Consider the following 20,727-nt stretch of genomic DNA (forward strand, 5'->3'; position numbering starts at 1 on the left):
GCGTCATGAGACGTTCAACGTAGCATCGATTGAGGAGCCGTGCGCAGATCACCGGGCAGGCTGGCCAGGAAGGCCGCCACCTCCTGGGCCTGGGCATCGCTGAGCGTGGCCGCCATCCCGACCATGATCGGGTTGCCGCGCCCGACCACCGCATGGCCCTGGGTCTGATAGGCCTTGAGGGCCTGGTAGAGGTAGTCACGGTGCTGACCCGCCAGCCGCGGGTAGCTCGCGTCCAGCGGGTTGTTGAAGTTGGCGCCGTGGCAGGCCGTGCAGGCCGCCAGCTTGTCCTTCAGATCGGCCGGCAGCGCCACCTGGGCCGGCGGCGGGCTGGCCGGTGGCTTGCCCAGCGTGGCGTAGTAGGCCGCCAGGTCGGCGATGTCCTGGTCGGTCAGCGAGCCGGCCACACCGCGCATCGTCGGATGCTTGCGCTCGCCCTGGCGGTAGGCCGCCAGGGCCGCGGCCAGGTACTTGCCGTTCTGACCAGCGATCATCGGCACCTGATAGACCTGCGGAAAGCTGGCCCGGTAGCCCTCAATGCCATGACAGCCGATGCACATCGCGTTGATGCGCGCACCGTTGTCTGCCCGGCCGGTGACCGTCTGCGCCGCAGCCGGCCCAGCCGCCCAGACCAGTGCGGTCGCCAGCACGGCGGCCCTGAGTCTCCACGCCATGTCGCCTCCAGTCGGGGCCTCTGAGGGGCCCATGCCTCTGCCCGGAACGGGACCGGTCGGGGCCCAGCATATACTGCCCTGAACCCCCTTCGCCCCCCCGGATTCCCCTATGAAATTCCAAGGTTCCGACCGCTATGTCGCCACCGATGACCTGATGCTGGCGGTGAATGCGGCGATGACGCTCAAGCGCCCGCTGCTGGTCAAGGGCGAGCCCGGCACCGGCAAGACGATGCTGGCCGAAGAGGCCGCCCAGGCCCTGGGACTGCGCCTGCTGGAATGGCATATCAAGAGCACCACCAAGGCCCATCAGGGCCTGTACGAGTACGACGCGGTCAGCCGCCTGCGCGACAGCCAACTGGGCGACGACAAGGTGCACGACATCCGCAACTACATCGTCAAGGGTGTGCTGTGGCAGGCCTTCGAAGCGGACGAGCCGGTGGCTCTGCTGATCGACGAGATCGACAAGGCTGACATCGAGTTTCCGAACGACCTGCTGCGCGAACTCGACCGCATGGAGTTCCACTGCTACGAGACGCGCGAGACCATCCGCGCCAAGCACCGGCCGCTGGTCTTCATCACCTCCAACAACGAGAAGGAGCTGCCCGACGCCTTCCTGCGCCGCTGCTTCTTCCACTTCATCAAGTTCCCCGAGCCGGACACGATGCAGCGCATCGTCGATGTGCACTTCCCCGGTCTCAAGCAGGAGCTGCTGGCTGCGGCGCTGAAGGCCTTCTACGAGGTGCGCCACCTGCCGGGCCTGAAGAAGAAGCCCAGCACCTCCGAGCTGATCGACTGGCTCAAGCTGCTGGTGGCTGAGGACATCCCGCTGGACGCGCTGCGCAGCACCGACGAGCAGACCAGCCTGCCGCCGCTGGTGGGGGCTCTCTTGAAGAACGAGCAGGACATCAGCCTGTTCGAGAAGCTGCTGACCATGCAGCGCAACCACCGCTGAGTCCCGCGCGATGCTGAACGTCCACCCCGTGACGCTGGCACAGGCACCTGTGCGCCTGGTGCCCCTGGCACTTGAACACGAAGCCGGCCTGAAGGCCGCTGCTGCCGATGGCGCACTCTGGACCCTGCGCGTGACCTCGGTGCCCGAGCCCGAGCAGACCCGGACCTACATCGAGAACGCCCTGGCCGGCCAAGCCGCCGGCCACCGCCTGCCCTTTGCCGTGCTGGACAGCGCCAGTGGCCGCGTGCTGGGCAGCACCAGTTACCACGACATCGTGCCCGCCATCGACAGGCTGGAGATCGGCTGGACCTGGTACGCGCGCTCGGTGCAGCGCAGCGCCGTCAACACCACGGCCAAGCTGCTGCTGCTCACGCACGCCTTCGAGGCCCTGGGCGCGCAGCTGGTGGGCTGGCGCACCGACAACTACAACTTCGCCTCCCAGCGCGCCATTGAGCGCCTGGGCGCCAAGAAGGACGGCGTGCTGCGCCACCATGCGCTGCGGCGCGACGGCACCGTGCGCGACACCGTGATGTACAGCCTGGCTGCCGGCGAGTGGCCCGAGGTCAAGGCCCACCTGAACTGGTTGCTCGCCCGCCCCCGCTGAACCGGGACGCCCCGCGCCATGCTGATCGACTTCTTCTACACGCTGCGCGCCGCCAAGCTGCCCGTTTCCGTGCGGGAGTACCTGACGCTGCTCGAGGCCCTGCGCGCCGGCGTGATCGGCCCCTCGGTGGACCAGTTCTACCACCTGGCCCGCATCACGCTGGTGAAGGACGAGGCCCATTTCGACAAGTTCGACCAGGCCTTCGCCGCCTACTTCCAGGGCGTGGAGCTGCTGACCGACTTCGGCCAGGAGATCCCGCTGGACTGGCTCAAGAAGGTGCTGGAGAAGGAGCTCAGCCCCGAGGAGAAGGCCGCCATCGAGGCCCTGGGCTGGGACGAGCTGATGAAGACGCTGGCCAAGCGCCTGGAGGAGCAGAAGGAACGCCACGAGGGCGGCAACAAGTGGATCGGCACCGGCGGCACCAGCCCCTTCGGCCATGGCGGCTACAACCCGCGCGGCATCCGCATCGGCGGGCCGGGGCGGCAGCGCAGTGCCGTCAAGGTCTGGGACAAGCGCGAGTTCGCCGACTACGACGACAGCCGCGAGATCGGCACCCGCAACATCAAGGTGGCGCTGCGCCGGCTGCGCCGCTTCGCCCGCGAAGGCTCGGACCTGGAACTGGCGCTGGACGACACCATCCGCGCCACCGCGGCCAATGCCGGCCTGCTGGACATCCAGATGGTGCCCGAGCGCCACAACAAGGTGAAGGTGCTGTTGCTGATGGACGTGGGCGGCACCATGGACGACCACGTGGCCCAGGTGGAGGAACTGTTCTCGGCCGCCAAGAGCGAGTTCAAGCACCTGGAGTTCTACTACTTCCACAACTGCGTCTACGACTTCCTCTGGAAGGAGAACCGGCGCCGCTACAACGAGAAGACCCCCACCTGGGAGGTGCTGCGCAAGTACAACAAGGACTGGCGGCTGATCTTCGTCGGCGACGCGACGATGAGCCCCTACGAGATCCTGCAGCGCGGCGGCAGCGTCGAGTACAACAACGCCGAGGCCGGCGCCGAGTGGCTGCAACGCCTCACCCACGCCTTCCCGAAGTTTGTCTGGATCAACCCCGAGCCGACGGCGGTGTGGGAATACCGGCAGAGCATCGCCATCGTCCAGCGGCTGATGCAGCAGCGCATGTTCCCACTCACGCTGGCCGGGCTGGAAGGCGCGATGCGCCTGCTCAGCAAGTGAGGAGACCCCCTCTGTCGCGGGTTCACTTCGGGTCGCTCCTGCCCATCCTGCTGTTGGGCTGCGGGGGCTTGTGCGCCGCGGCCGACGACATCCCGCCCCCCCCACCGGCGGCAGCTGCCTCGGCCGCCGAGCCGGCCCCCCCGCCCGCCCCTGCGACCCAACGGCCCCGGCTGACGGTCGACGCGCCCGGTGCGCTGAAATCCCTGCTGGAGAGCGGCCTGGACCTGGCCCGCGCGATCCAACTGCCCGATGCCGGCGAGCTGAGCGATGCCGAGTGGTCCCGGCTGATCGCCGCGGCCCCCGCCCAGGCCCAGGAACTGGCCCGCACCGCGGGCTACTTCAACGCCCAGGCCCGCATCAGCCAGCTGGAAGGGGGCGGCACCCAGCCCCTGCGCGTCACGCTGACGCTGGAGCCCGGACCGGCCGTGCACATCGGTCGGGTGACACTGCAGATCCAGGGCGAGCTCTATGACCTGGCGGAAGAAGGCGATGCCCCCGCGCAAGCCCTGCGCCAGCAGATCGAACAGCAATGGGCCCTGCCCGTGGGGGCCCGTTTCACCCAGGACACCTGGGACAACGCCAAGACCGCGGTGATCGGCACCCTGCGTTCGGCCGGCTATGCGGCCGCCAGCTGGGCCGGTACCGCCGCGGAGGTCGACCCCGACACCCAGAAGGTGCGGCTCTTCGTGGTGGCCGACAGCGGACCCCTCTACCGAGCGGGCACGATCGAAGTGACTGGCCTGGTGCGCCATGACACCGCGCGCATCCGCGACCTGAGTGGCATCCCGCCCGGCACCGCGCTCACCGAGGCCAAGCTGCAGGACTACCAGGAACGCCTGAGCAAGACCGGCCTGTTCGACCAGGTCAGCGTCAGCATGGACCCCGACGTGGAGAAGGCCGGCCAGGCCCGGGTGCTGGTGCAGGTGCGCGAAACCCCGCTGCAGACCGCCACCACCGCGCTGGGCATCAGCACCGCCAGCGGCCCACGGGCCAGCCTGGAGCATGTGCACCGGCAGGTGTTCGGCTTCCCGGTCACCGCCACCAACAAGTTTGTCTGGGGCAAGAACGAGCAGTCCTGGAATGGCGAAGTCTCCAGCTACCTGAACCAGCACCTGCAGCGCGATCTGGTCGGCGGGCAGGTGGACCGCCAGCTGACCGCCGACGACATGGTGCTGGCCCAGCGCCTGCGCATCGGCCGCTCGACCGAGCACCCGGTGGTCGAACGGCTGGATTACGTCGAGCTGGATGGCTCGCGCGAGTGCACCCGCGAGGGGGCCCATTTCTTCAACTGCGAGACGCTCAAGGCCGCCTCGGTGGCCACCAACCGCACCTGGCGCAAGGTGGACAGCGTGCTGCTGCCCACCAGCGGCTACACGCTGACGGCGCAGTTCGGCACTGGCCTGGCCGACGGCAGCGACACCAAACGTGGCGCCTTCGCACGGGCCTATGGCCGCCTGACCGCCTACTGGCCGGTGGGCGGCTGGTACACCCAGGGCCGCCTGGAACTGGGAAAGGTCATCATGCAGCCCGATGTGCAAGTGCCCGACAGCCTGCGCTTCCGTGCCGGCGGGGACAACTCGGTGCGCGGCTATGCCTGGCGCACGCTGGCCCCCAGCACGGCCGATGGCGGCATCACCGGGGGCCGCATGCTTTTCACCACCAGCCTCGAGGTCGCCCACCCCCTCTCGGAGGCCCTGCCCTCGGTCTGGGGCGCGCTGTTCGTCGATGCCGGCCGGGCGGCCGACAAGATCAGCGAGCTCAACCCCGCGCTGGGCTATGGTGTGGGGGTGCGCTGGCGCAGCCCGGTCGGCCCGCTGGCGGTGGACTGGGCCTGGGGCCAGGAGGTGCACCGTGGCCGGCTGCACCTGAATGTCGGCATCGCCTTCTGAGAACGCCCGCATGAGCGAACTGCCCCCCACCGACCCCACACCGACGCCCGACGTGCCGCCCCCCGCACCGGCCCGGCGCCGGGCCTGGCTGGCCGCCGCCGGGCTCGCGCTGGGTCTGGGCGCCGCCACCGCGGCCGGGCTGGGCGCCTGGGTCTGGCACAGCCAGGACGGCCTGAGCCGTGCACTGGCCCTGGTGCCAGGGCTGACGGTGGAGGGCCTGCAGGGCACGCTGGCCGACGGGCGGCTTCAGGTTGGCCGCCTGCACCTGTCCCTCGCCAGCGGGCAGCTGGAGGTCACGCAGCTGCGGATCGAGACGCTGCACGCGCAGTGGCGCCCGCGGGCCGGCGCCTGGCTGCGGCTGGAGGCCGGGCGCATCGCCGCCGATCGTGTGCAATGGCAGTCCGCCACCAACGCGCCCGCCAGCCCGCCGCCCTCCGACCTGCGTCTGCCCCTGGACCTGCGCGTGGACCGTCTGGCCATCGGCCAGATCGACATCGCCCCGTTGCCGCCGTTGACCCACCTCCAAGCCCAGCTGGAACTGGGCGCCGGGCAAGGTCAGCAGCATCGCCTGACCCTGCAGAACCTCGACACCGACCGCTTCCAGGTCAGCGGCCAGGCCCGTATTGGCACTGCGGGCCCGATGGCCGTGCTGGGACAGCTGGCCCTGCACAGCCTGACGACCACCGACACATCGGCCAGCCTGCCCTGGCAGGCCACGCTGGCCCTGCAGGGACCGCTGAGCGCACTGGACGTGCACGCCCGGCTGGCCGGCCAGGCGGCCCATCCACAGGACACCGCGCCCCAGGCCGAGCTGCGCACCCACCTGAGCCCGTTCGCCGCCTGGCCGCTGGGCGAGCTGAGCCTGCAGACCACCGCCCTGGACCTGGCCGGCCTGAGCAGCAGCGCGCCTCACACCCGGCTGGACGTGCAGGCCCGGGTCCACAGCGCCGGGCTGCACCAGCCCGCCCAGGCGGAGGTGCAAGCCACCAACCAGGCCCCCGGCCGCTGGGACGAAGGCCGGCTGCCGCTGCGCACCCTGAGCCTGACGCTGCAGGGCACGCCCCAGCCCTTGACCGAGCTGTCGCTGCAGCGTCTCGACCTCGAATGGGCCAACGCCAAGCAGTCGGCCGGCCGCTGGAGCGGCAAAGGCCGCTACCGCGTCGACCAGGGACGGGCCGACCTGACGCTGCAGGTGACCCACTGGCAACCTGCCGCCCTGGACCCCCGGCTGCCCGCCATGACGCTGGGCGGACCGGTGACCCTGCAGCTGAGCGAGCTCCCGGTGCCCGGCCAGCCCGCCAGCGGCGCGGCGCCTACGCTGGCCCTGAAAACCGCGCTGCAAGGCCCCCTGGAAACCAGCGCCGGCGGCCACACCACGGCGGCATTCCAGTTCGACGGACAACTGGCCCGCCAGCGCGTGACCGTGCAGACCCTGCAGCTGAACGCCGGGGCCGCCCAGGCCTCACTGAGCGGCGACGCTCTGCGCCTGGCCAACGCCGACTGGCAATGGCAGATCAAAGGTCAGCTGAAGGACCTGGACCTGCGCACCTGGTGGCCCGGCGAGCCCGACAGCGAATGGCGCCGCGCCCCGCAACGCCTGCAGGCCGAGTTGAGCAGCACCGGCAGCCTGCCCGAAGACGTCGCGCCGCAGCCGCTGGCCTTGTGGAAAGCCCTGAAGGGGCAGATCCAGCTGCAGCTGCATCCCAGCGTGGTGGCCGGCGTGCCGGTCCAGGGACGGCTGGAAGTGGACAAGCGCGGCGAGCAACAGCGCGCCAGCGCCGAGCTCCAGCTGGACGACGGACACCTGCAGGCCCGCTGGGCCGGCAACGCCCTGGCCCCGGAACGTGCCCAGGGCGACGCCACGCTGACACTGCCCCGGCTGCAGACGCTGGCCCCCTGGCTGCGCCTGTTCCCGGCGCTGGCGGGCTGGGCCCCCCAGGCCGGCCGGCTGGACCTGAACGCCCGCCTGGGCGGTGAGACCGGCAACGGTCGCTGGCAGACCCGGCTGGACCTGCAGGACCTGCAGGCCGGCACCGTGCAGATGAGCCAGGCCCAGCTGAACGCCCAGGGCGGCCTGCACGAGACCGACCCCTTGCAGGGCAGCCTGAAGATCCGCCAGCTGCGCGAAGGGGGTCGCAGCCTCACGCAGCTGGACGGTCAGCTCAGCGGCAGCCTGCAGCGCCACCATGCCAGCCTGCGGGCCGATACCGGCCTGCATCCGCCGGCCTGGCTGGAGCGCCTGGCGGGCAACCGCGGAGGCGCCCCAACCCAGTTGACGGCCGATCTGGACGGCCAGTGGCAGGCCGACACCGGCGGCCCACGCTGGCAGGGCACGCTGCAGCAGTTGCAGCTGCGCGCCGCCGATGGCAGCGGCCAGCCCTGGCTGGCCCTGCACACGGTCCAGGGCCACCTGCAATGGCGGCCCGACGGCAGCCTGCAGCAGGCCAGCCTGTCGCCCGGCGTGCTGGCCTTGCCCGGCGGCGGCGCGCTGCGCTGGACCGAGGCCAGCTGGCAGGGTGGCGACCCTGCCCGTCCACCGCGGGCCCTGCTGCGGGCCCAGCTGGACCCGCTGGCCGTTGCCCCGCTGCTGGCCAAGACCCAGCCCGGGATGATGTGGGCCGGTGACCTGCGGATGGGCGGCAGCATCGCCCTGCAGTGGGACCGGCAGCTGGACCTGGATGTGGTGCTGGAGCGCCAGTCGGGCGATCTCAGCATCGACGAGGACGGCTTGATCTCCACCCCGGGCCGCCTGGCGTTGGCGCTCAGCGATCTGCGGGTCGGCCTGAGCGCCCACCAGGGCCAGTGGCAGTTCACGCAAGGCCTGGCCGGCCTGCACCTGGGCGTCCTGGGCGGTGCGCTGACCGCCCGCACCGCGCCCGAGCGCTGGTGGCCGGACGTGCAGGCCCCCCTGCAGGGCAGCTTCAGCCTGAAGGTGGCCGAGCTGGGGGCCTGGGCCTCCTGGGTGCCGGCGGGCTGGCGCCTGGGCGGCGCGTTGGAGGCCAATGGCCTGGTGACCGGCCGCTGGGGCGCGCCCGAAGCCTCCGGCCAGGTCAACGGCCAGGGGCTGAGCCTGCGCAACGCGCTGCAGGGGGTGGATTTGAGCCAGGGCCAGTTGAAGCTGCATCTGGACGGCGCCCATGCCCACCTGGACAGCCTGCGTTTCAAGGGCGGAGACGGGCAGATCGAAGCCACCGGCGATGCCGAGTTGGGCGAGCATCCGCAAGCCCGACTGAAGATCGAGGCCCACCAGTTCCGTGCCCTCGGCCGGCTCGACCGCCGCTTGGTGGCCAGCGGCAACGCCACCCTGCTGCTGGACCGTGACCAGCTCGCCCTGGATGGCCAGGTCACCCTCGACGAGGGGCTGATCGACGTCAGCCGCGGCGACGGGCCCTCGCTGTCGGACGACGTGGTCATTGCGGGCACGCCGGCCGCCAGCACTGCCCCCCAGGATCCCAACGGCAATGGTGCCAAGCGGGTCACCCGCCTGAACCTGGCCCTGGACCTGGGCAAGAAGCTGCGGCTCAGAGGCCACGGCATCGACACCACGCTGCAGGGCGCGCTCAAACTCGGCAACCCGCAGCGCAAGCTGGCGCTGCAGGGCACAGTGCGCACCGTGCAGGGCACCTACAAGGCCTACGGGCAGAACCTGCGTATCGCGCGCGGCGACCTGCTGTTCACCGGCCCGCTGGACGACCCGCGGCTGGACATCTACGCGGTGCGCCCCAACCTGGACACCAACGTCGGGGTGCTGATCACCGGCACCGCGCTGAATCCGCGCGTGCGCCTGGCCAGCGACACCGACATGAGCGACACCGAGCGCCTGAGCTGGCTGGTCATGGGCCGCGCGCCGGACAATCTGGGCGAGGCCGACACCGCCATGCTGCAGCGCGCCGCCCTGGCCCTGCTGGCCGGCGACGGCGAGAGCCCCACCGACAAGGTGCTGGGGGCCCTGGGTCTGACCGACTTCGGCATGCGGCGCGACACCAGCACCACCGGTGCCGGCAGCACGGTGCAGTCCACCATCTTCAGCGTGGGCAAGCAGTTGTCCAACCGCTGGTACGTGGGCTACGAACACAGCATCAACGCCACGGCGGGCAGCTGGCAGCTGATTTACCGGGTGGCGCAACGCTTCACGCTGCGGGCCCAGTCGGGCGAGGACAACGCCGTCGACGCGATCTGGTCCTGGCGCTGGAACTGACACGCCGCGCCGGGGCGCCCATGTCACAATCACGGGCTGCACCCAGGCGCCGCCGTAGTTCAATGGATAGAACGGGGACCTCCTAAGTCTCAGATGCAGGTTCGATTCCTGCCGGGGGCACCACATCCCCGCCTGATGGCCGCTGTGCCCGCCCGGTGCCCGCGTGTGAGCCTTCGCTATCGCGCTGAGGCCCTTGTGACGGCGCTTCCCGCCCCCAGATCCAAGCAACTTTCCGGCCAAATCCGGTCTTCTCCGGCGCTGGGAACAGGTGGGCGGCTCTATACTGCCGCCCTGCGTGCATAGAAAGCGGGACGTCACAGATGGGTGCCAAGTTGAAGATGGTGGGGCTGCTCACGATGGGAGCAGTGGCCGGTGCGCTGACCACCATCCAGTTCACGGCCGAGGCCCGGAACAGCTATGGCCCCCTGCCGCTGGAAGAAATGCAGCAACTGGCGGCCGTGTTCGGCATGATCAAGACCGACTATGTCGAGCCGGTCGATGAGAAGAAGCTGATCACCGACGCCATCTCCGGCATGGTGTCCGGGCTGGATCCGCACTCGCAGTACTTCGACAAGAAGTCCTACAAGGAATTCCGCGAAGGCACCTCTGGCCGCTTCGTCGGCGTGGGCATCGAGATCGGCATGGAAGACGGTCTGGTCAAGATCGTCTCCCCGATCGAAGGCTCGCCCGCCTACCGCGCCGGCCTGAAGTCCGGCGACCTGATCACCAAGATCGACGAGGCAGCCGTCAAGGGCCTGACCATGGACGAGGCCATCAAGCGCATGCGCGGTGAGCCCAACACCAAGGTCGTGCTGACCGTGTTCCGCAAGAACGAGAACCGCAGCTTCCCGGTCACGATCACCCGCGAAGAAATCCACGTCCAGAGCGTGAAGGCCAAGACCATCGAGCCGGGCTACGGCTGGATCCGCATCACGCAGTTCCAGGACCGCACGGTCGATGACTTCGCCCGCAAGCTTGAGGAACTGTTCAAGCAGAACCCGCAGATGAAGGGCCTGGTGCTGGACCTGCGCAACGATCCGGGCGGTCTGCTGGAAAGCGCCGTCGCGGTGGCCGCCGCCTTCCTGCCGGCCAACGCGGTGGTGGTGAGCACCAACGGCCAGATCCCCGAATCCAAGGCCACCTTCCGCGCCACGCCGGACGATTACCTCCGCCGCGGCAGCACCGACCCGCTCAAGAAGCTGCCGGCCGCGGTCAAGTCTGTGCCGCTGGTGGTGCTGGTCAACGAAGGCTCGGCCTCCGCCAGCGAGATCGTCGCCGGTGCGCTGCAGGACCAGAAGCGCGCCACGCTGATGGGCGCCCAGACCTTCGGCAAGGGTTCGGTGCAGACTGTGCGCCCGCTGTCGGCCGAGACCGCCCTGAAGATCACCACCGCGCGCTACTACACCCCCAGCGGCCGCTCCATCCAGGCCAAGGGCATCGTGCCCGAGGTCTGGCTGGACGAAACCGCCGAGGGCAATGTCTTCGCCGCCCTGCGCACCCGTGAGGCCGACCTCGACAAGCACCTGACCAACGGCCCCGAGGCCCAACAGGATGCTGCCCGCGAGAAGGCCCGTGAGGAAGCCCGCCAGAAGCTCGAGGAGCAGATCGCCAAGGACAAGAATGCCGTCAAGCCACTGCCCGAGTTCGGCAGCGCCGACGACTTCCAGCTGGCCCAGGCGCTCAACCGCCTGAAGGGCAAGCCGGTGGTGGTCAGCAAGACCATGACCGAGCGCAAGGCCGAGGGCTCCGCGCAGTAAGCACCGCGCCGCCCTCCGCGTGACCGACGACGACCTGCTGCGCTTTTCGCGGCACATCCTGCTGGACGACATCGGCATCGAAGGACAGCAGCGCCTGCTGGACGCCCACGCGCTGGTGATCGGCGCTGGCGGGCTGGGCTCGCCGGTGGCGCTGTACCTGGGCAGTGCCGGTGTCGGCCGCATCACGCTGGTCGACCCGGACACGGTGGACCTGACCAACCTGCAGCGCCAGATCGCCCACGCCCAGGACTGCATCGGCCAGCCCAAGGTGGCCTCGGCCGCCACCGCCATCCACGGGCTGCACCCTGGCGCCCGGGTCGACACCCTGGTCCAGCGCGCCGATGCCGCCCTGCTCGATGCCTGGGTGCCTCAAGCCGATGTGGTGCTGGACTGCAGCGACAACTTCGCCACCCGCCAGCAGGTCAACGCCGCCTGCGTGCGCCACCGCCGGCCGCTGGTCAGCGGCGCGGCCATCGGCTTCGATGGCCAGCTGAGCGTCTACGACAGCCGCCAGCCCGAGGCGCCCTGCTACGCCTGCCTGTTCCCGCCCGATGCCGCGGTGGAGGAAGTCCGCTGCGCCACCATGGGCGTGTTCGCGCCGCTGGTGGGCATCATCGGCGCGGCCCAGGCGGCCGAGGCGCTCAAGCTGCTGACCGGCGTTGGCAGCTCGCTGGCCGGCCGGCTGCAGATGCTGGATGCCCGGCAGATGCGCTGGAGTGAGATCCGCATTCCCCGCGCGCCGGACTGCCCGGTCTGCGCGTCCTTCCACCGCTCCGTTCACGGTTGACCATGGCCCCCCCTCCGCACCAGATCGATCCCCGTTTCCCGTCGGCCGAAGAAGAAGCGGCCCGCCAGAAAACCCCCTCGCCCTACAGCGGTCCGGAAAGCAGCTACCAGCTGGCCTTCACCGACCACGACTTTCTGCTGCGCAAGGACCTGCGGCCGGTGCGCATGCAGCTGGAGCTGCTCAAGCCCGAACTGGTACAGCAGGAACAGGGCGTGGACAGCACCATCGTGATCTTCGGCAGCGCCCGCATTCCCTCGCTGGAGCAGGCCGCCCGCGAGCTGGACGCCGCCCGGGCCAGCGGTGAGGAACAGGCCATCCGCCGGGCCGAGACCCGCCAGCGCATGAGCGCCTATTACGAAGAGGCCCGCCGCCTGGCGAGCCTCATCACCGAGCGTTCCCGCTCGTTGGCCACGCCGGTCTATGTCTGCACCGGGGGGGGCCCCGGCATCATGGAGGCGGGCAACCGTGGCGCGCACGAAGCCGGCGGCAAGAGCGTGGGCCTGAACATCGTGCTGCCGCACGAGCAGGAGCCCAACCCCTTCATCACGCCGGAGCTGTGCTTCCAGTTCCACTACTTCGCGCTGCGCAAGATGCACTTCCTGATGCGCTCGGTGGCGCTGGTGTGCTTCCCGGGTGGCTTCGGCACGCTTGACGAGCTGTTCGAGACCCTGACCCTGACCCAGACCGGCAAGAGCCGGCGCCGCCCCATCCTGCTGGTCGGCCGTGAGTTCTGGACCCGCCTGATCGATTTCGACTGGCTGGTGGAGTCCGGCATGATCAACGCGCAGGATCTGTCGCTGTTCCGCTTCGTCGAGACCGCCGAAGAGGCCTGGCAGGCCCTGGTGCAGGACGAGGGATTGCAGCTGGAAGCCCGCGATCCGGACCCCGCATCGGCCTGACGCCGACGCACAATCGCGCCATGCTGAACCAAGTCACCCTCATTGGCGCGCCCACCGACATCGGGGCGGGCGCGCGGGGCGCCAGCATGGGGCCAGAAGCCCTGCGCGTGGCGAACATCGGCCCCATCCTGGAAAGCCATGGCCTGGCGGTGCGTGACCGGGGCAACCTGGTCGGCCCGTCCAACCCCTGGCAGCCACCGCTGCAGGGCTACCGCCATCTGCCCGAGGTGGCCGCCTGGAACCGCCTGGTCCACGACGCGGTCTACGCCGAGCTGTGCGACGGCCGCCTGCCCATCCTGCTGGGCGGCGACCACTGCCTGGGGCTGGGCTCGATCAGCGCGGTGGCCCGCCACTGCCGCGACACCGGCAAGAAGCTGCGCGTGCTGTGGCTGGACGCCCACGCCGACTTCAACACCAGCGCGCTGACGCCCAGCGGCAACATCCACGGCATGCCGGTGGCCTGCCTGTGCGGTTTCGGGCCCCAGGAACTGATCGAGATCGGCGGCCAGGTGCCGGCCATCAGCCCCAAGTGGGTGCGTCAGATCGGCATCCGCAGCGTCGACGCCGGTGAAAAACGCTTCGTCCACGAGCAGGGCCTGGAGGTGTTCGACATGCGCTACATCGACGAGATGGGCATGCGCCACACCATGGAGCTGGCCCTGGCCACGCTGGACGCCAACACCCACCTGCATGTCAGCTTTGATGTGGATTTCCTGGACCCGGACATCGCCCCGGGCGTAGGCACCACCGTACCGGGCGGCCCCACCTACCGCGAGGCCCAGCTCTGCATGGAGATGATCGCCGACACCGGCCGGCTGGCCAGCCTGGACGTGGTGGAGCTCAACCCCGCGCTGGACGTGCGCAACAAGACGGCCACGCTGGCGGTGGACCTGATCGAGAGCCTGTTCGGCAAGAGCACCTTGATGCGACCCCAGACCTGACGGCCCACGCGCGGGGTAGCATTGACCCTTGTCCGGGAATGCCCAGGGAGGGCCGATGAAACGTTTCTACCGTGTGTCTGTTGCACTGATCGCCACCGCGGCCCTGAGCGCCTGTGGCGGCGGCGGTGACAGCGAGGCGGGTTCCACCACGTCCTACGCCGTTGGCACGGCGTGGGCCAACCTGTATGACGGCGGGGCCCGCAGCTGGTCGCTGTCCGGCACCACCACCTTTCAGGCCGCTGGAGGGGGTTCCGCCAGCTACGCCACCACTGCCAGTTTGGCCCTGACGCCGCTGGCGGATGCGCACTTCCCGGCCAACGATGTGAACGCGCATGTGCTGCAGAGCAGCACCAGCGTCTCACTGGCGGGTTCGACCAGCACCAGCACCAGCAGCTGGTACCTGGACGCCAACCTGCTCTACATGGGCAGCGTGGACAGCGACGGTTACTGCGAAGTGGCCAGCCAGCCAACGCCCCCTGCCGCCTATGCCACGATCGGCAACAGCGGCTCCTTGGCCAGCTACCAGCTGTATGACAGCTGCAGCGCCGGTGCCACCTTGGTGGGTACCGGCACCCTCAGATGGAGTCTGGAGCTGCAGAACGGCCAACCCTTCTTCTGCATGAACAGCCAGACCGACTATGTCAGCAGCGGCAGCTACACCGAGAAGGACTGCGTGGCCATCGACGTCAACGGCACGATCGGCAGCCAAGCCTCCATCACCGCGACAGACATCTCCACCGACGGTGTGGGCACGCTGAGCCTGCGCTCGAACTGAGTCACGCGAACGCTGTTGCGGGGGCCCCCAGGATCCAGCCTTCCAGCGGGTCCGCCGCCTCCGGCCAGCCGCAACGGGGCTGCGCGGCACCCCAGGCGGCCATCATCAGGCACAGCACCGCGTCCAGCGTGTCGCCGCGGGCGTCGTCCACCAGCGCCTCCCGCTGGGCGTGGCTCAGCCGCAGGCGCAGGCCCCAGGGCTGGCGCCCTTGCTCCAAGGCCTCGACCAGGTCCTTACGGGCGATCAGCCGCTCGGGCGTCTGCTTGGCCAGGTCATCGCTCTTGTAGCTGCGCCGCCCCAGCACCGCCCGCGCCAGCAAGCCCGGGTAGGCTTCCAGCGCCAGCCGTGTCGGGTCGCCCGCGGCATGGCCCACCAGCGTCACGCCGGCCGCGCGCAACAGGGGCACCCCGGCGTGGGCCATCCAGGCCACCGGCGGGTTGACCCACTTCATGCTGGGCGAGGAGCCCGCCGGCCGGTCGCAGGCCCGGTGGGCGAACTTGTCCCCCACCGGCCGGGCGGCGCAGAACGCCACCAAGCGGGCCCGCAGCTCGGGGCGCGGCAGGCTGGCGTAGCGCGCCATCGCCGCCGCCCAGTCCAGCGGCCAGCCCCAGTTCACCAGCAGCTCACGCGGCAAGCCGAACGGCAGGTCAAAGCCGCCCAGCCAGGGCCCCGGGGCGGACAGTCGCTCGGCCAGAGCCGCCAAGGTGGCGCAGCGTTCCACCGCATCCAGCCGCACGCTGGCCCCCACCCGCCGCCCCCAGGCCAGAACCACCGGCTTGCGGCGGCTGGGGGCGCTGCTGAAATCCACGCCCAGCAAGGGCAGCTCGGCCCCGGGCGCCCCGGGCAAAGACGGGAACAGCGCCGAGGCCGAGGCGGATTCGGGAAGCGGATGCGACATGCGCCGATTGTGCCGAGACCGCCCAGCCCGCCGCCCCGCTTGGCGACAATGCCGGCATGGCCATATCGAAGATGACGCGGCGGGGCCTCTGGGCGCTGGCCGGCGGGGTGGTGCTGTGTGCCGGGCTCTGGGGCGCCTGGCAGGCGGCCCTGTGGAAGCTGCAGGGCGCGCTACGGCAGGCCCTGGGGCCGCGAGCCCAGGTGCAGGCACTGACGGTGAACTGGAATGGCGTCACCATCACCGGCCTGCAACTGGCCGCCGCCCCCGGCTGGCCCGACCCGGAAGAAGCCTCGGTGCGGCGCATCTGGGTCCAGCCCGAACTGCGCAGCCTGTGGAGCGGCCCCTGGCGCATCCACCAGCTGGTGGTGGAAGACGGCCACATCAGCCTGCTGCGGGACCGGGCTGGCCGGTTGCGGCTGCTGCCCGGCCTGCTCGACACGCCCTCCTCCCCTGCCGCCCCGGCCTCCGCCGCATCGACCCTGGCCGACAGCCCGGACACCCTGGTCATCCAGCAGCTGCGGCTGAGCGGGGTGCGGGTGGACCTGTACGACGACTCCTTGCGCCCGGCGCTGCGCCGGCCCCACCACCTGCAGCTGGACGACCTGTCCGCCCAGGTGGACGGTCTGCACCTGCCCCGGTTGGCCCAACCCGTCCAGCTCGACATGCAGGGCCTGCTGCGCGGCGCCGGGGGCGCGGCCAACCACGACGGCCAGCTGAAGATCGAAGGCAGCCTGACCCCGGCCCGCCACGATGCGCGGCTGAAAGCCCAGCTGCACACAGTGGACCTGCGGGTGCTGCAGCCCTACCTGCTGACGGTCAACGCCGGCGGCATCCGCCAGGGCCGGCTGGACCTGGCGATGCAAGTCGACCTGAAGGCCAACCGCCTGCGCGCGCCGGGCACGGTCACGCTGACCGGACTGGAACTGGCCCACGGCAGTGGCTGGTGGGACCGCCTGGGCACCGCCGGTCGCCAAGCTGTCCTGAACACCCTGGCCGAGAAAGGCCGCATTGAGGTGCACTTCACGCTGGACGGCCGGCTGGACGACCCGAACTTTTCGGTCAACGACAGCCTGGCCCAACGCTTCGCCACCGGGCTGGCCAAATCGGTGGGGGTGAGCGTCGGTGGGGTGGTGGAAGGCGTGGGGCAGATGATCAAGGGGCTGTTTGGGCGCTGATTGATCGGTGCGGGATCACTACCAGTGATAATCCCACCCCCAAATGGGGGTGGCTTTGCCGCTTTTGACGCCGCCGCGTGGAATGTTATCCTGCATCGGACAGAAAATTCTCAACCGCGACAGGAACTTGGCAAACAATGTGCTGGAATGTTATCCGTCTTGTCGGGGTGTTATGCGTCACTTTTGACGTATATGAATAGTTAGGTTTTATGTCCATCGAAAAATCATCCTCATGTGCAAGTGGTGAGTATCTTGTGCTTGGAGAGATGCTCAGGCGAGGATATGAATGCTACTTGGCGAACGGCCCAACTCAAAATGGGTGGGATATTGTTATTCTCAACGAACATGGTGCAAACATAAGGATCCAAGTTAAAACAATCGATTGGCCAGAAAAGAATGCAATTAACGGCAAGCTCGACGATGGGTTCGATATTCTGATTGCTGTTCTTCTTCAGCGAAAAAAACCCCAGGCGAAGTATGTCATTGCCTCGCTCAATGAGATCAAGCCCCATCTTTCAGCAGTCTCGACAGACGAAAGTACCGCAAGGGGGCAAAGGGGCGGCAAAGAACGTACTTTGAACCTTGGCAAAAACTTCGAAACCCAAGATGGCAAGAAAGATCTAAAAGTAGACGAGGCGGGTTGGAGTCACTTAAAAGCATTGATTCACAACCTAACAACTCATTCAACCGGACCTGTGAAAAATACCCCGCAGCCCGGTTAATTCAAACATTGAGGCTGTAGCCAAACCCTGTCTTGCAGCCTCGAACTGACACGGCGCCCCTGGTGGGCGCCGTTTTGCTTTCTGCCCTGCGTTGGGTTTGCAGCGTGGCTTGGTGTCTGGGATATGCCCGCAGGCCCTCCCAGGGGCTACCAACGGGGCGACCAGGCCCCTTGGCTGCGGCCGTCACCTCATCCCATACCCAGCCTTGGCCAGCTTCTCGATGTTGTGCGCCAGGCAGAAGAGCTTGAACTGCCCGTCGACCTTCTTCTGCCCGCGCAGGGTGAAGCGGCGCAAACCCTTGTTGTGGCGCAGGTTGGCGAAGACCGGCTCCACGGTGGCCATGCGCCGGTCGTACAGGGCCCGGCCCTGGGGGCTGTCGATGAGCGCACGCATGCGCTGGGTGTGCGGATGGCCCTGCCCGGTGTTGGCCTGGTGGAAGGCCACCTGGCGTGCGGGCGTGGTCTCGGGTTTCCTCAGGCACTGGGCTTTGAGCGCGCAGGGCCCGCACTGGTTGGGCTGGAAGCGGTAGCGCCGTGAGACATAGCCGCGCTGCTGGGCTTCATGACCGCCTTGCACGGTGTGGCCGGCCGGGCAGGTGCAGCGGTCCTGGGCCGGGTCGTGTTGGAAGTCCTGGGGGCCGAAGAGTTTGGGCTGGTCGGGTTGGGCTGTCTTGTCGTGCAGCGGATCGGGCTGCTGGCGGTGCTTGGCCTGGTCGGTCAGGCGGGGGTCACGCTGGCGGCGCTGGTTGTCGGCGATGACGGCGGCCACGCCCAGCTCGGCCAGGGCCTGCAGATTGGCCTCCGAGTGGTAGCCCGCGTCAGCGGTGATGACCGTGTGCGCTGCCATGTGGGGCCGCGCGGCCTGCACGGCCGGCAGCAGCAGGGCCTGTTCAGAGCCGCTGCCATGGGCCTGAGCCTCGACGATGACCTGGTGGGCCGCATCCACCGTGGCCACGCCGCAGTAGCCCTGGATGACGCCCTTGTCGGTGGCCATCTTGGCCGAGTCGTTGTCGGTGACGTTGCTCTTGCGGATGGCCCCGCGGCTGCCGGGCTTGTCCTGGGGGTGTTCGGCCAGGAAGCGGACGATGCGCTGGGCTTCGTGGCGCAGGCGCTCGACCTGGCGTTGTTCGCGGGCGGCCAGCGTGGGCTCGGGCGTCAGGGGCTCACCATCGCTGGCCTGGTGGCGACGCAGCATGGTGATGGCCGCGTCCAGCATCTTGCCGGCGCGCTGGGCCAGTTCGGCGCGGCTGCCGCTGTGGCGCTTGCTGGCGTTGCCCGGCAGCTTCACGCCGTCGATGGCGAACATCTCGCGGCCGATCAGGCCCTGGGCGTCACAGACCAGCAGCACCTGTTGGAACACCGCGGCGATGGGCCCGGCCAGGCGCGAGACGAAGCGGGCCACGGTGGTGAAGTGCGGGGCGTCCTGCCCGCACAGGGCGATGAAGGTGACGTGGCGCTCACAGGCCGAGGCAATGGCACGGCTGGAGACCAGACCGCGCGAATAGCCCAGCAACACCACCTTGAGCAGCACCGCGGGCGAGACGGCCGGCGCCCCCACCTCGTCGTTGCGGTAGTGGGCATCGAATCCGTCCAGCGGCACCGCACCGGAATCGATCAGGTGGTTCAGGGCAAATTCAAAGGTGCCGGGCAACAACTGCTCGGACAGCACCACCGGCAGGAAGCAGGGTTGGTTGGCAACGGGGCGGCAGCGGGCCATGGGCATCCCCAGTACAAGGCGACACATTCACCTTGCAAGCCCCATGCCGCAACGATAGGCTGGGGCCATTCATCCCACATCCGAACAAAGCACCGACACGGACGTCCCATGCCTGAGATCAACATGCTGCTCGACCGCACCGGGACCGCGATGGGTGGGGTTTTGCTACAGCTTCGTTAGCCCCAAAATGCGCCGCTTCGTGGTGGTCACTGGTCTTCCGGGAAGCGGCAAATCAACCGTTGGCAAAGCGATCTCGCAAGCACTGGGGTTGCCACTGCTCGACAAGGATGAAATCCTTGAGTCCTTGTTCGAGTCGTTAGGTGTCGGCGGTTCGGAGCAACGTGCCAGGCTGAGCCGGGCGGCCGATGCCGTCTTGCAAAGGGTGGCAGAGCAATCGGCCGGCGCGGTGATCGTGTCTTGGTGGCGGCGTCCTGGATCCGAGGCCACATCCGGTACCCCGTCTACTTGGCTGTCCTTCCTGTCGGGGGAGGTGACCGAGTTGTACTGTCGGTGCGCGCCCCAGGTGGCGGTCAAGCGCTTCTTCGGCCGTCTTCGGCACGCGGGGCATCTCGATCATGAGAGATCAGTCGCGGAGGAGCTTCCACGGTTTGAGCAGTACGAGTCGGAAGGCCCGCTTGGCATTGGCCGTCTCGTGGAAGTCAATACAGAGCAGCCAGTGGAGCTTAATACATTGCTTGTGCAGTTAGTCGAGGCCTGGGCTAACCCCTCATTTTGAGGCTGTAGCAAACCCTCTGGAGCCCAGATAATATTCTCTGGCTGAAAATCGACTCTCAGAGAGCTCCAGGATCGCCGATCGAGGTTCGGAGAGGGTTGAAAGTCCTCCCGAGTTTCGGCCAGTTCTTGATGAACGTATTTTCGACAACCTCGTTAGACTTCGCAGCACTTCCGGCACTGCTCCCATGACCATTTTGCACACCACGCGCCTTCGCCTTGAGCCCTTCGCGGGGCATCATCTCGACGGCCTGCACGACATGAATGGGCGTCCTGAGGTCATGCGCTACATCAGTGGTCAGCCTGAAACCCGCGACCAGACTGCGGCGGCGATCGCGCGGGTGCAGCGCTGCTGGGCGGTCTTGGGAACCAGTTGGTGGGCCTTCATTGACTTGGACAGCGGTCGCGTGGCGGGTGCGGGCTGTATTCAGTACCTGCGTCGAGAGGCGAATCCGCCTGATGACCTAGAGAGCCTGCGCAGCAATCCGCTGGAAATCGGCTGGCGTCTCCACCCTGACTTTTGGCGTCAGGGTTTGGCTTCAGAGGCCGCGCAACGGATGGCTGCCTTCGCCTTCGAGTCCCTCGCCGCCAAGGATCTCTTCGCTGTACGGCATCCGGAAAACGTGAGCTCTGGGCGCGTCATGGATCGGCTGGGTATGCGCTACCGCGGCCTGGAGTCTTGGTATGGGACCGAATTGGCCACCCATGTAATCAGCCGCCATGAGTGGCAGACACGCCAGGGCACCGCTGAGTGAGGCATGCCCCCTCGCAGGAGCTGGCTCGCACCGCCATGCCATACAGTCGCCGCGCATTTCTTGCCACA

17 protein-coding genes and 1 tRNA gene are annotated in these 20,727 nt (G+C 68.6%); 15 read left to right on the forward strand and 3 right to left on the reverse strand.

What is annotated here, in order from left to right; genetic code table 11:
* Positions 1-14: 14 nt before the first annotated feature.
* Entirely contained in the window at positions 15-671 is a 657-nt protein-coding gene (locus tag KGA65_RS15515; RefSeq protein WP_225864009.1) for a c-type cytochrome, read from the reverse strand.
* 109 nt (positions 672-780) lie between these two features.
* On the opposite strand from KGA65_RS15515, the gene KGA65_RS15520 reads away from it, so the two are divergent.
* From KGA65_RS15520 to KGA65_RS15570, 11 genes are all read left to right on the forward strand, one after another.
* Complete coding sequence (locus KGA65_RS15520) at positions 781-1,623, forward strand: AAA family ATPase (protein WP_225864010.1); 843 nt, start codon at positions 781-783, stop codon at positions 1,621-1,623.
* Between the two features lie 10 nt (positions 1,624-1,633).
* Positions 1,634-2,227: a GNAT family N-acetyltransferase gene (locus KGA65_RS15525; protein ID WP_225864011.1), complete on the forward strand. Its 594-nt coding sequence runs from the start codon at positions 1,634-1,636 to the stop codon at positions 2,225-2,227.
* An 18-nt stretch (positions 2,228-2,245) separates the two neighbouring features.
* Complete coding sequence (locus tag KGA65_RS15530) at positions 2,246-3,415, forward strand: vWA domain-containing protein (RefSeq protein ID WP_225864012.1); 1,170 nt, start codon at positions 2,246-2,248, stop codon at positions 3,413-3,415.
* A complete protein-coding gene (locus KGA65_RS21090) occupies positions 3,412-5,304 on the forward strand; it encodes an autotransporter assembly complex protein TamA (protein ID WP_225864013.1) in 1,893 nt (630 codons plus the stop codon). Before KGA65_RS15530 ends, KGA65_RS21090 begins: the two co-directional genes overlap by 4 nt.
* A 10-nt stretch (positions 5,305-5,314) precedes the next feature.
* Positions 5,315-9,502: a translocation/assembly module TamB domain-containing protein gene (locus KGA65_RS15540; protein WP_225864014.1), complete on the forward strand. Its 4,188-nt coding sequence runs from the start codon at positions 5,315-5,317 to the stop codon at positions 9,500-9,502.
* 48 nt (positions 9,503-9,550) lie between these two features.
* Positions 9,551-9,625: transfer RNA gene (locus tag KGA65_RS15545), tRNA-Arg, on the forward strand.
* Between the two features lie 197 nt (positions 9,626-9,822).
* Positions 9,823-11,259, forward strand: coding sequence for a S41 family peptidase (locus tag KGA65_RS15550; protein WP_225864015.1), 1,437 nt, complete (start codon positions 9,823-9,825; stop codon positions 11,257-11,259).
* Between the two features lie 19 nt (positions 11,260-11,278).
* Positions 11,279-12,046, forward strand: a complete 768-nt coding sequence (locus tag KGA65_RS15555; protein ID WP_225864016.1) for a HesA/MoeB/ThiF family protein — start codon at positions 11,279-11,281, stop codon at positions 12,044-12,046.
* Between the two features lie 2 nt (positions 12,047-12,048).
* Positions 12,049-12,945 (forward strand): LOG family protein, encoded by an 897-nt coding sequence (locus KGA65_RS15560; protein ID WP_225864017.1) that lies wholly within the window; start codon positions 12,049-12,051, stop codon positions 12,943-12,945.
* A gap of 20 nt (positions 12,946-12,965) precedes the next feature.
* On the forward strand, positions 12,966-13,886 hold the full coding sequence (rocF, locus tag KGA65_RS15565) for an arginase (protein ID WP_225864018.1): 921 nt from the start codon (positions 12,966-12,968) through the stop codon (positions 13,884-13,886).
* Positions 13,887-13,941: 55 nt separating this feature from the next.
* Positions 13,942-14,661: a hypothetical protein gene (locus tag KGA65_RS15570; protein WP_225864019.1), complete on the forward strand. Its 720-nt coding sequence runs from the start codon at positions 13,942-13,944 to the stop codon at positions 14,659-14,661.
* A 1-nt stretch (position 14,662) separates the two neighbouring features.
* Here KGA65_RS15570 and KGA65_RS15575 read toward each other — a convergent pair whose 3' ends face one another.
* Positions 14,663-15,559 (reverse strand): DUF429 domain-containing protein, encoded by an 897-nt coding sequence (locus KGA65_RS15575; protein ID WP_225864020.1) that lies wholly within the window; start codon positions 15,557-15,559, stop codon positions 14,663-14,665.
* Between the two features lie 56 nt (positions 15,560-15,615).
* On the opposite strand from KGA65_RS15575, the gene KGA65_RS15580 reads away from it, so the two are divergent.
* The gene (locus KGA65_RS15580) at positions 15,616-16,734 is read left to right on the forward strand and encodes a DUF748 domain-containing protein (RefSeq protein ID WP_225864021.1); all 1,119 of its coding nucleotides are present in this window, start codon (positions 15,616-15,618) and stop codon (positions 16,732-16,734) included.
* A gap of 209 nt (positions 16,735-16,943) precedes the next feature.
* Positions 16,944-17,456 (forward strand): hypothetical protein, encoded by a 513-nt coding sequence (locus KGA65_RS15585; protein ID WP_225864022.1) that lies wholly within the window; start codon positions 16,944-16,946, stop codon positions 17,454-17,456.
* Positions 17,457-17,639: 183 nt separating this feature from the next.
* Here the strand turns inward: KGA65_RS15585 and KGA65_RS15590 are convergent, their stop codons facing one another.
* Positions 17,640-19,172 carry an IS1182 family transposase gene (locus KGA65_RS15590; protein ID WP_225864023.1) on the reverse strand — a complete coding sequence of 511 codons (1,533 nt, stop codon included), beginning with the start codon at positions 19,170-19,172 and terminating at the stop codon, positions 17,640-17,642.
* 187 nt (positions 19,173-19,359) lie between these two features.
* On the opposite strand from KGA65_RS15590, the gene KGA65_RS15595 reads away from it, so the two are divergent.
* Together KGA65_RS15595 and KGA65_RS15600 are read left to right on the forward strand one after the other, a co-directional pair.
* Entirely contained in the window at positions 19,360-19,908 is a 549-nt protein-coding gene (locus KGA65_RS15595; protein WP_225864024.1) for a P-loop nucleotide/nucleoside kinase family protein, read from the forward strand.
* Positions 19,909-20,092: 184 nt separating this feature from the next.
* Positions 20,093-20,659, forward strand: a complete 567-nt coding sequence (locus KGA65_RS15600; protein ID WP_225864025.1) for a GNAT family N-acetyltransferase — start codon at positions 20,093-20,095, stop codon at positions 20,657-20,659.
* Positions 20,660-20,727 lie beyond the last annotated feature (68 nt).

This window comes from Ideonella benzenivorans (assembly GCF_020387415.1).
Lineage (GTDB): Bacteria > Pseudomonadota > Gammaproteobacteria > Burkholderiales > Burkholderiaceae_C > Ideonella > Ideonella benzenivorans.

Bases quoted from the DNA above. Each gene is read 5' to 3' on its own strand.
- KGA65_RS15515 (WP_225864009.1), bottom strand. From the start codon at position 671: ATGGCGTGGAGACTCAGGGCCGCCGTGCTGGCGACCGCACTGGTCTGG.
- KGA65_RS15520 (WP_225864010.1), top strand. From the start codon at position 781: ATGAAATTCCAAGGTTCCGACCGCTATGTCGCCACCGATGACCTGATG.
- KGA65_RS15525 (WP_225864011.1), top strand. From the start codon at position 1,634: ATGCTGAACGTCCACCCCGTGACGCTGGCACAGGCACCTGTGCGCCTG.
- KGA65_RS15530 (WP_225864012.1), top strand. From the start codon at position 2,246: ATGCTGATCGACTTCTTCTACACGCTGCGCGCCGCCAAGCTGCCCGTT.
- KGA65_RS15540 (WP_225864014.1), top strand. From the start codon at position 5,315: ATGAGCGAACTGCCCCCCACCGACCCCACACCGACGCCCGACGTGCCG.
- KGA65_RS15550 (WP_225864015.1), top strand. From the start codon at position 9,823: ATGGGTGCCAAGTTGAAGATGGTGGGGCTGCTCACGATGGGAGCAGTG.
- KGA65_RS15560 (WP_225864017.1), top strand. From the start codon at position 12,049: ATGGCCCCCCCTCCGCACCAGATCGATCCCCGTTTCCCGTCGGCCGAA.
- rocF (WP_225864018.1), top strand. From the start codon at position 12,966: ATGCTGAACCAAGTCACCCTCATTGGCGCGCCCACCGACATCGGGGCG.
- KGA65_RS15570 (WP_225864019.1), top strand. From the start codon at position 13,942: ATGAAACGTTTCTACCGTGTGTCTGTTGCACTGATCGCCACCGCGGCC.
- KGA65_RS15575 (WP_225864020.1), bottom strand. From the start codon at position 15,559: ATGTCGCATCCGCTTCCCGAATCCGCCTCGGCCTCGGCGCTGTTCCCG.
- KGA65_RS15580 (WP_225864021.1), top strand. From the start codon at position 15,616: ATGGCCATATCGAAGATGACGCGGCGGGGCCTCTGGGCGCTGGCCGGC.
- KGA65_RS15585 (WP_225864022.1), top strand. From the start codon at position 16,944: ATGTCCATCGAAAAATCATCCTCATGTGCAAGTGGTGAGTATCTTGTG.
- KGA65_RS15590 (WP_225864023.1), bottom strand. From the start codon at position 19,172: ATGGCCCGCTGCCGCCCCGTTGCCAACCAACCCTGCTTCCTGCCGGTG.
- KGA65_RS15595 (WP_225864024.1), top strand. From the start codon at position 19,360: ATGCGCCGCTTCGTGGTGGTCACTGGTCTTCCGGGAAGCGGCAAATCA.
- KGA65_RS15600 (WP_225864025.1), top strand. From the start codon at position 20,093: ATGACCATTTTGCACACCACGCGCCTTCGCCTTGAGCCCTTCGCGGGG.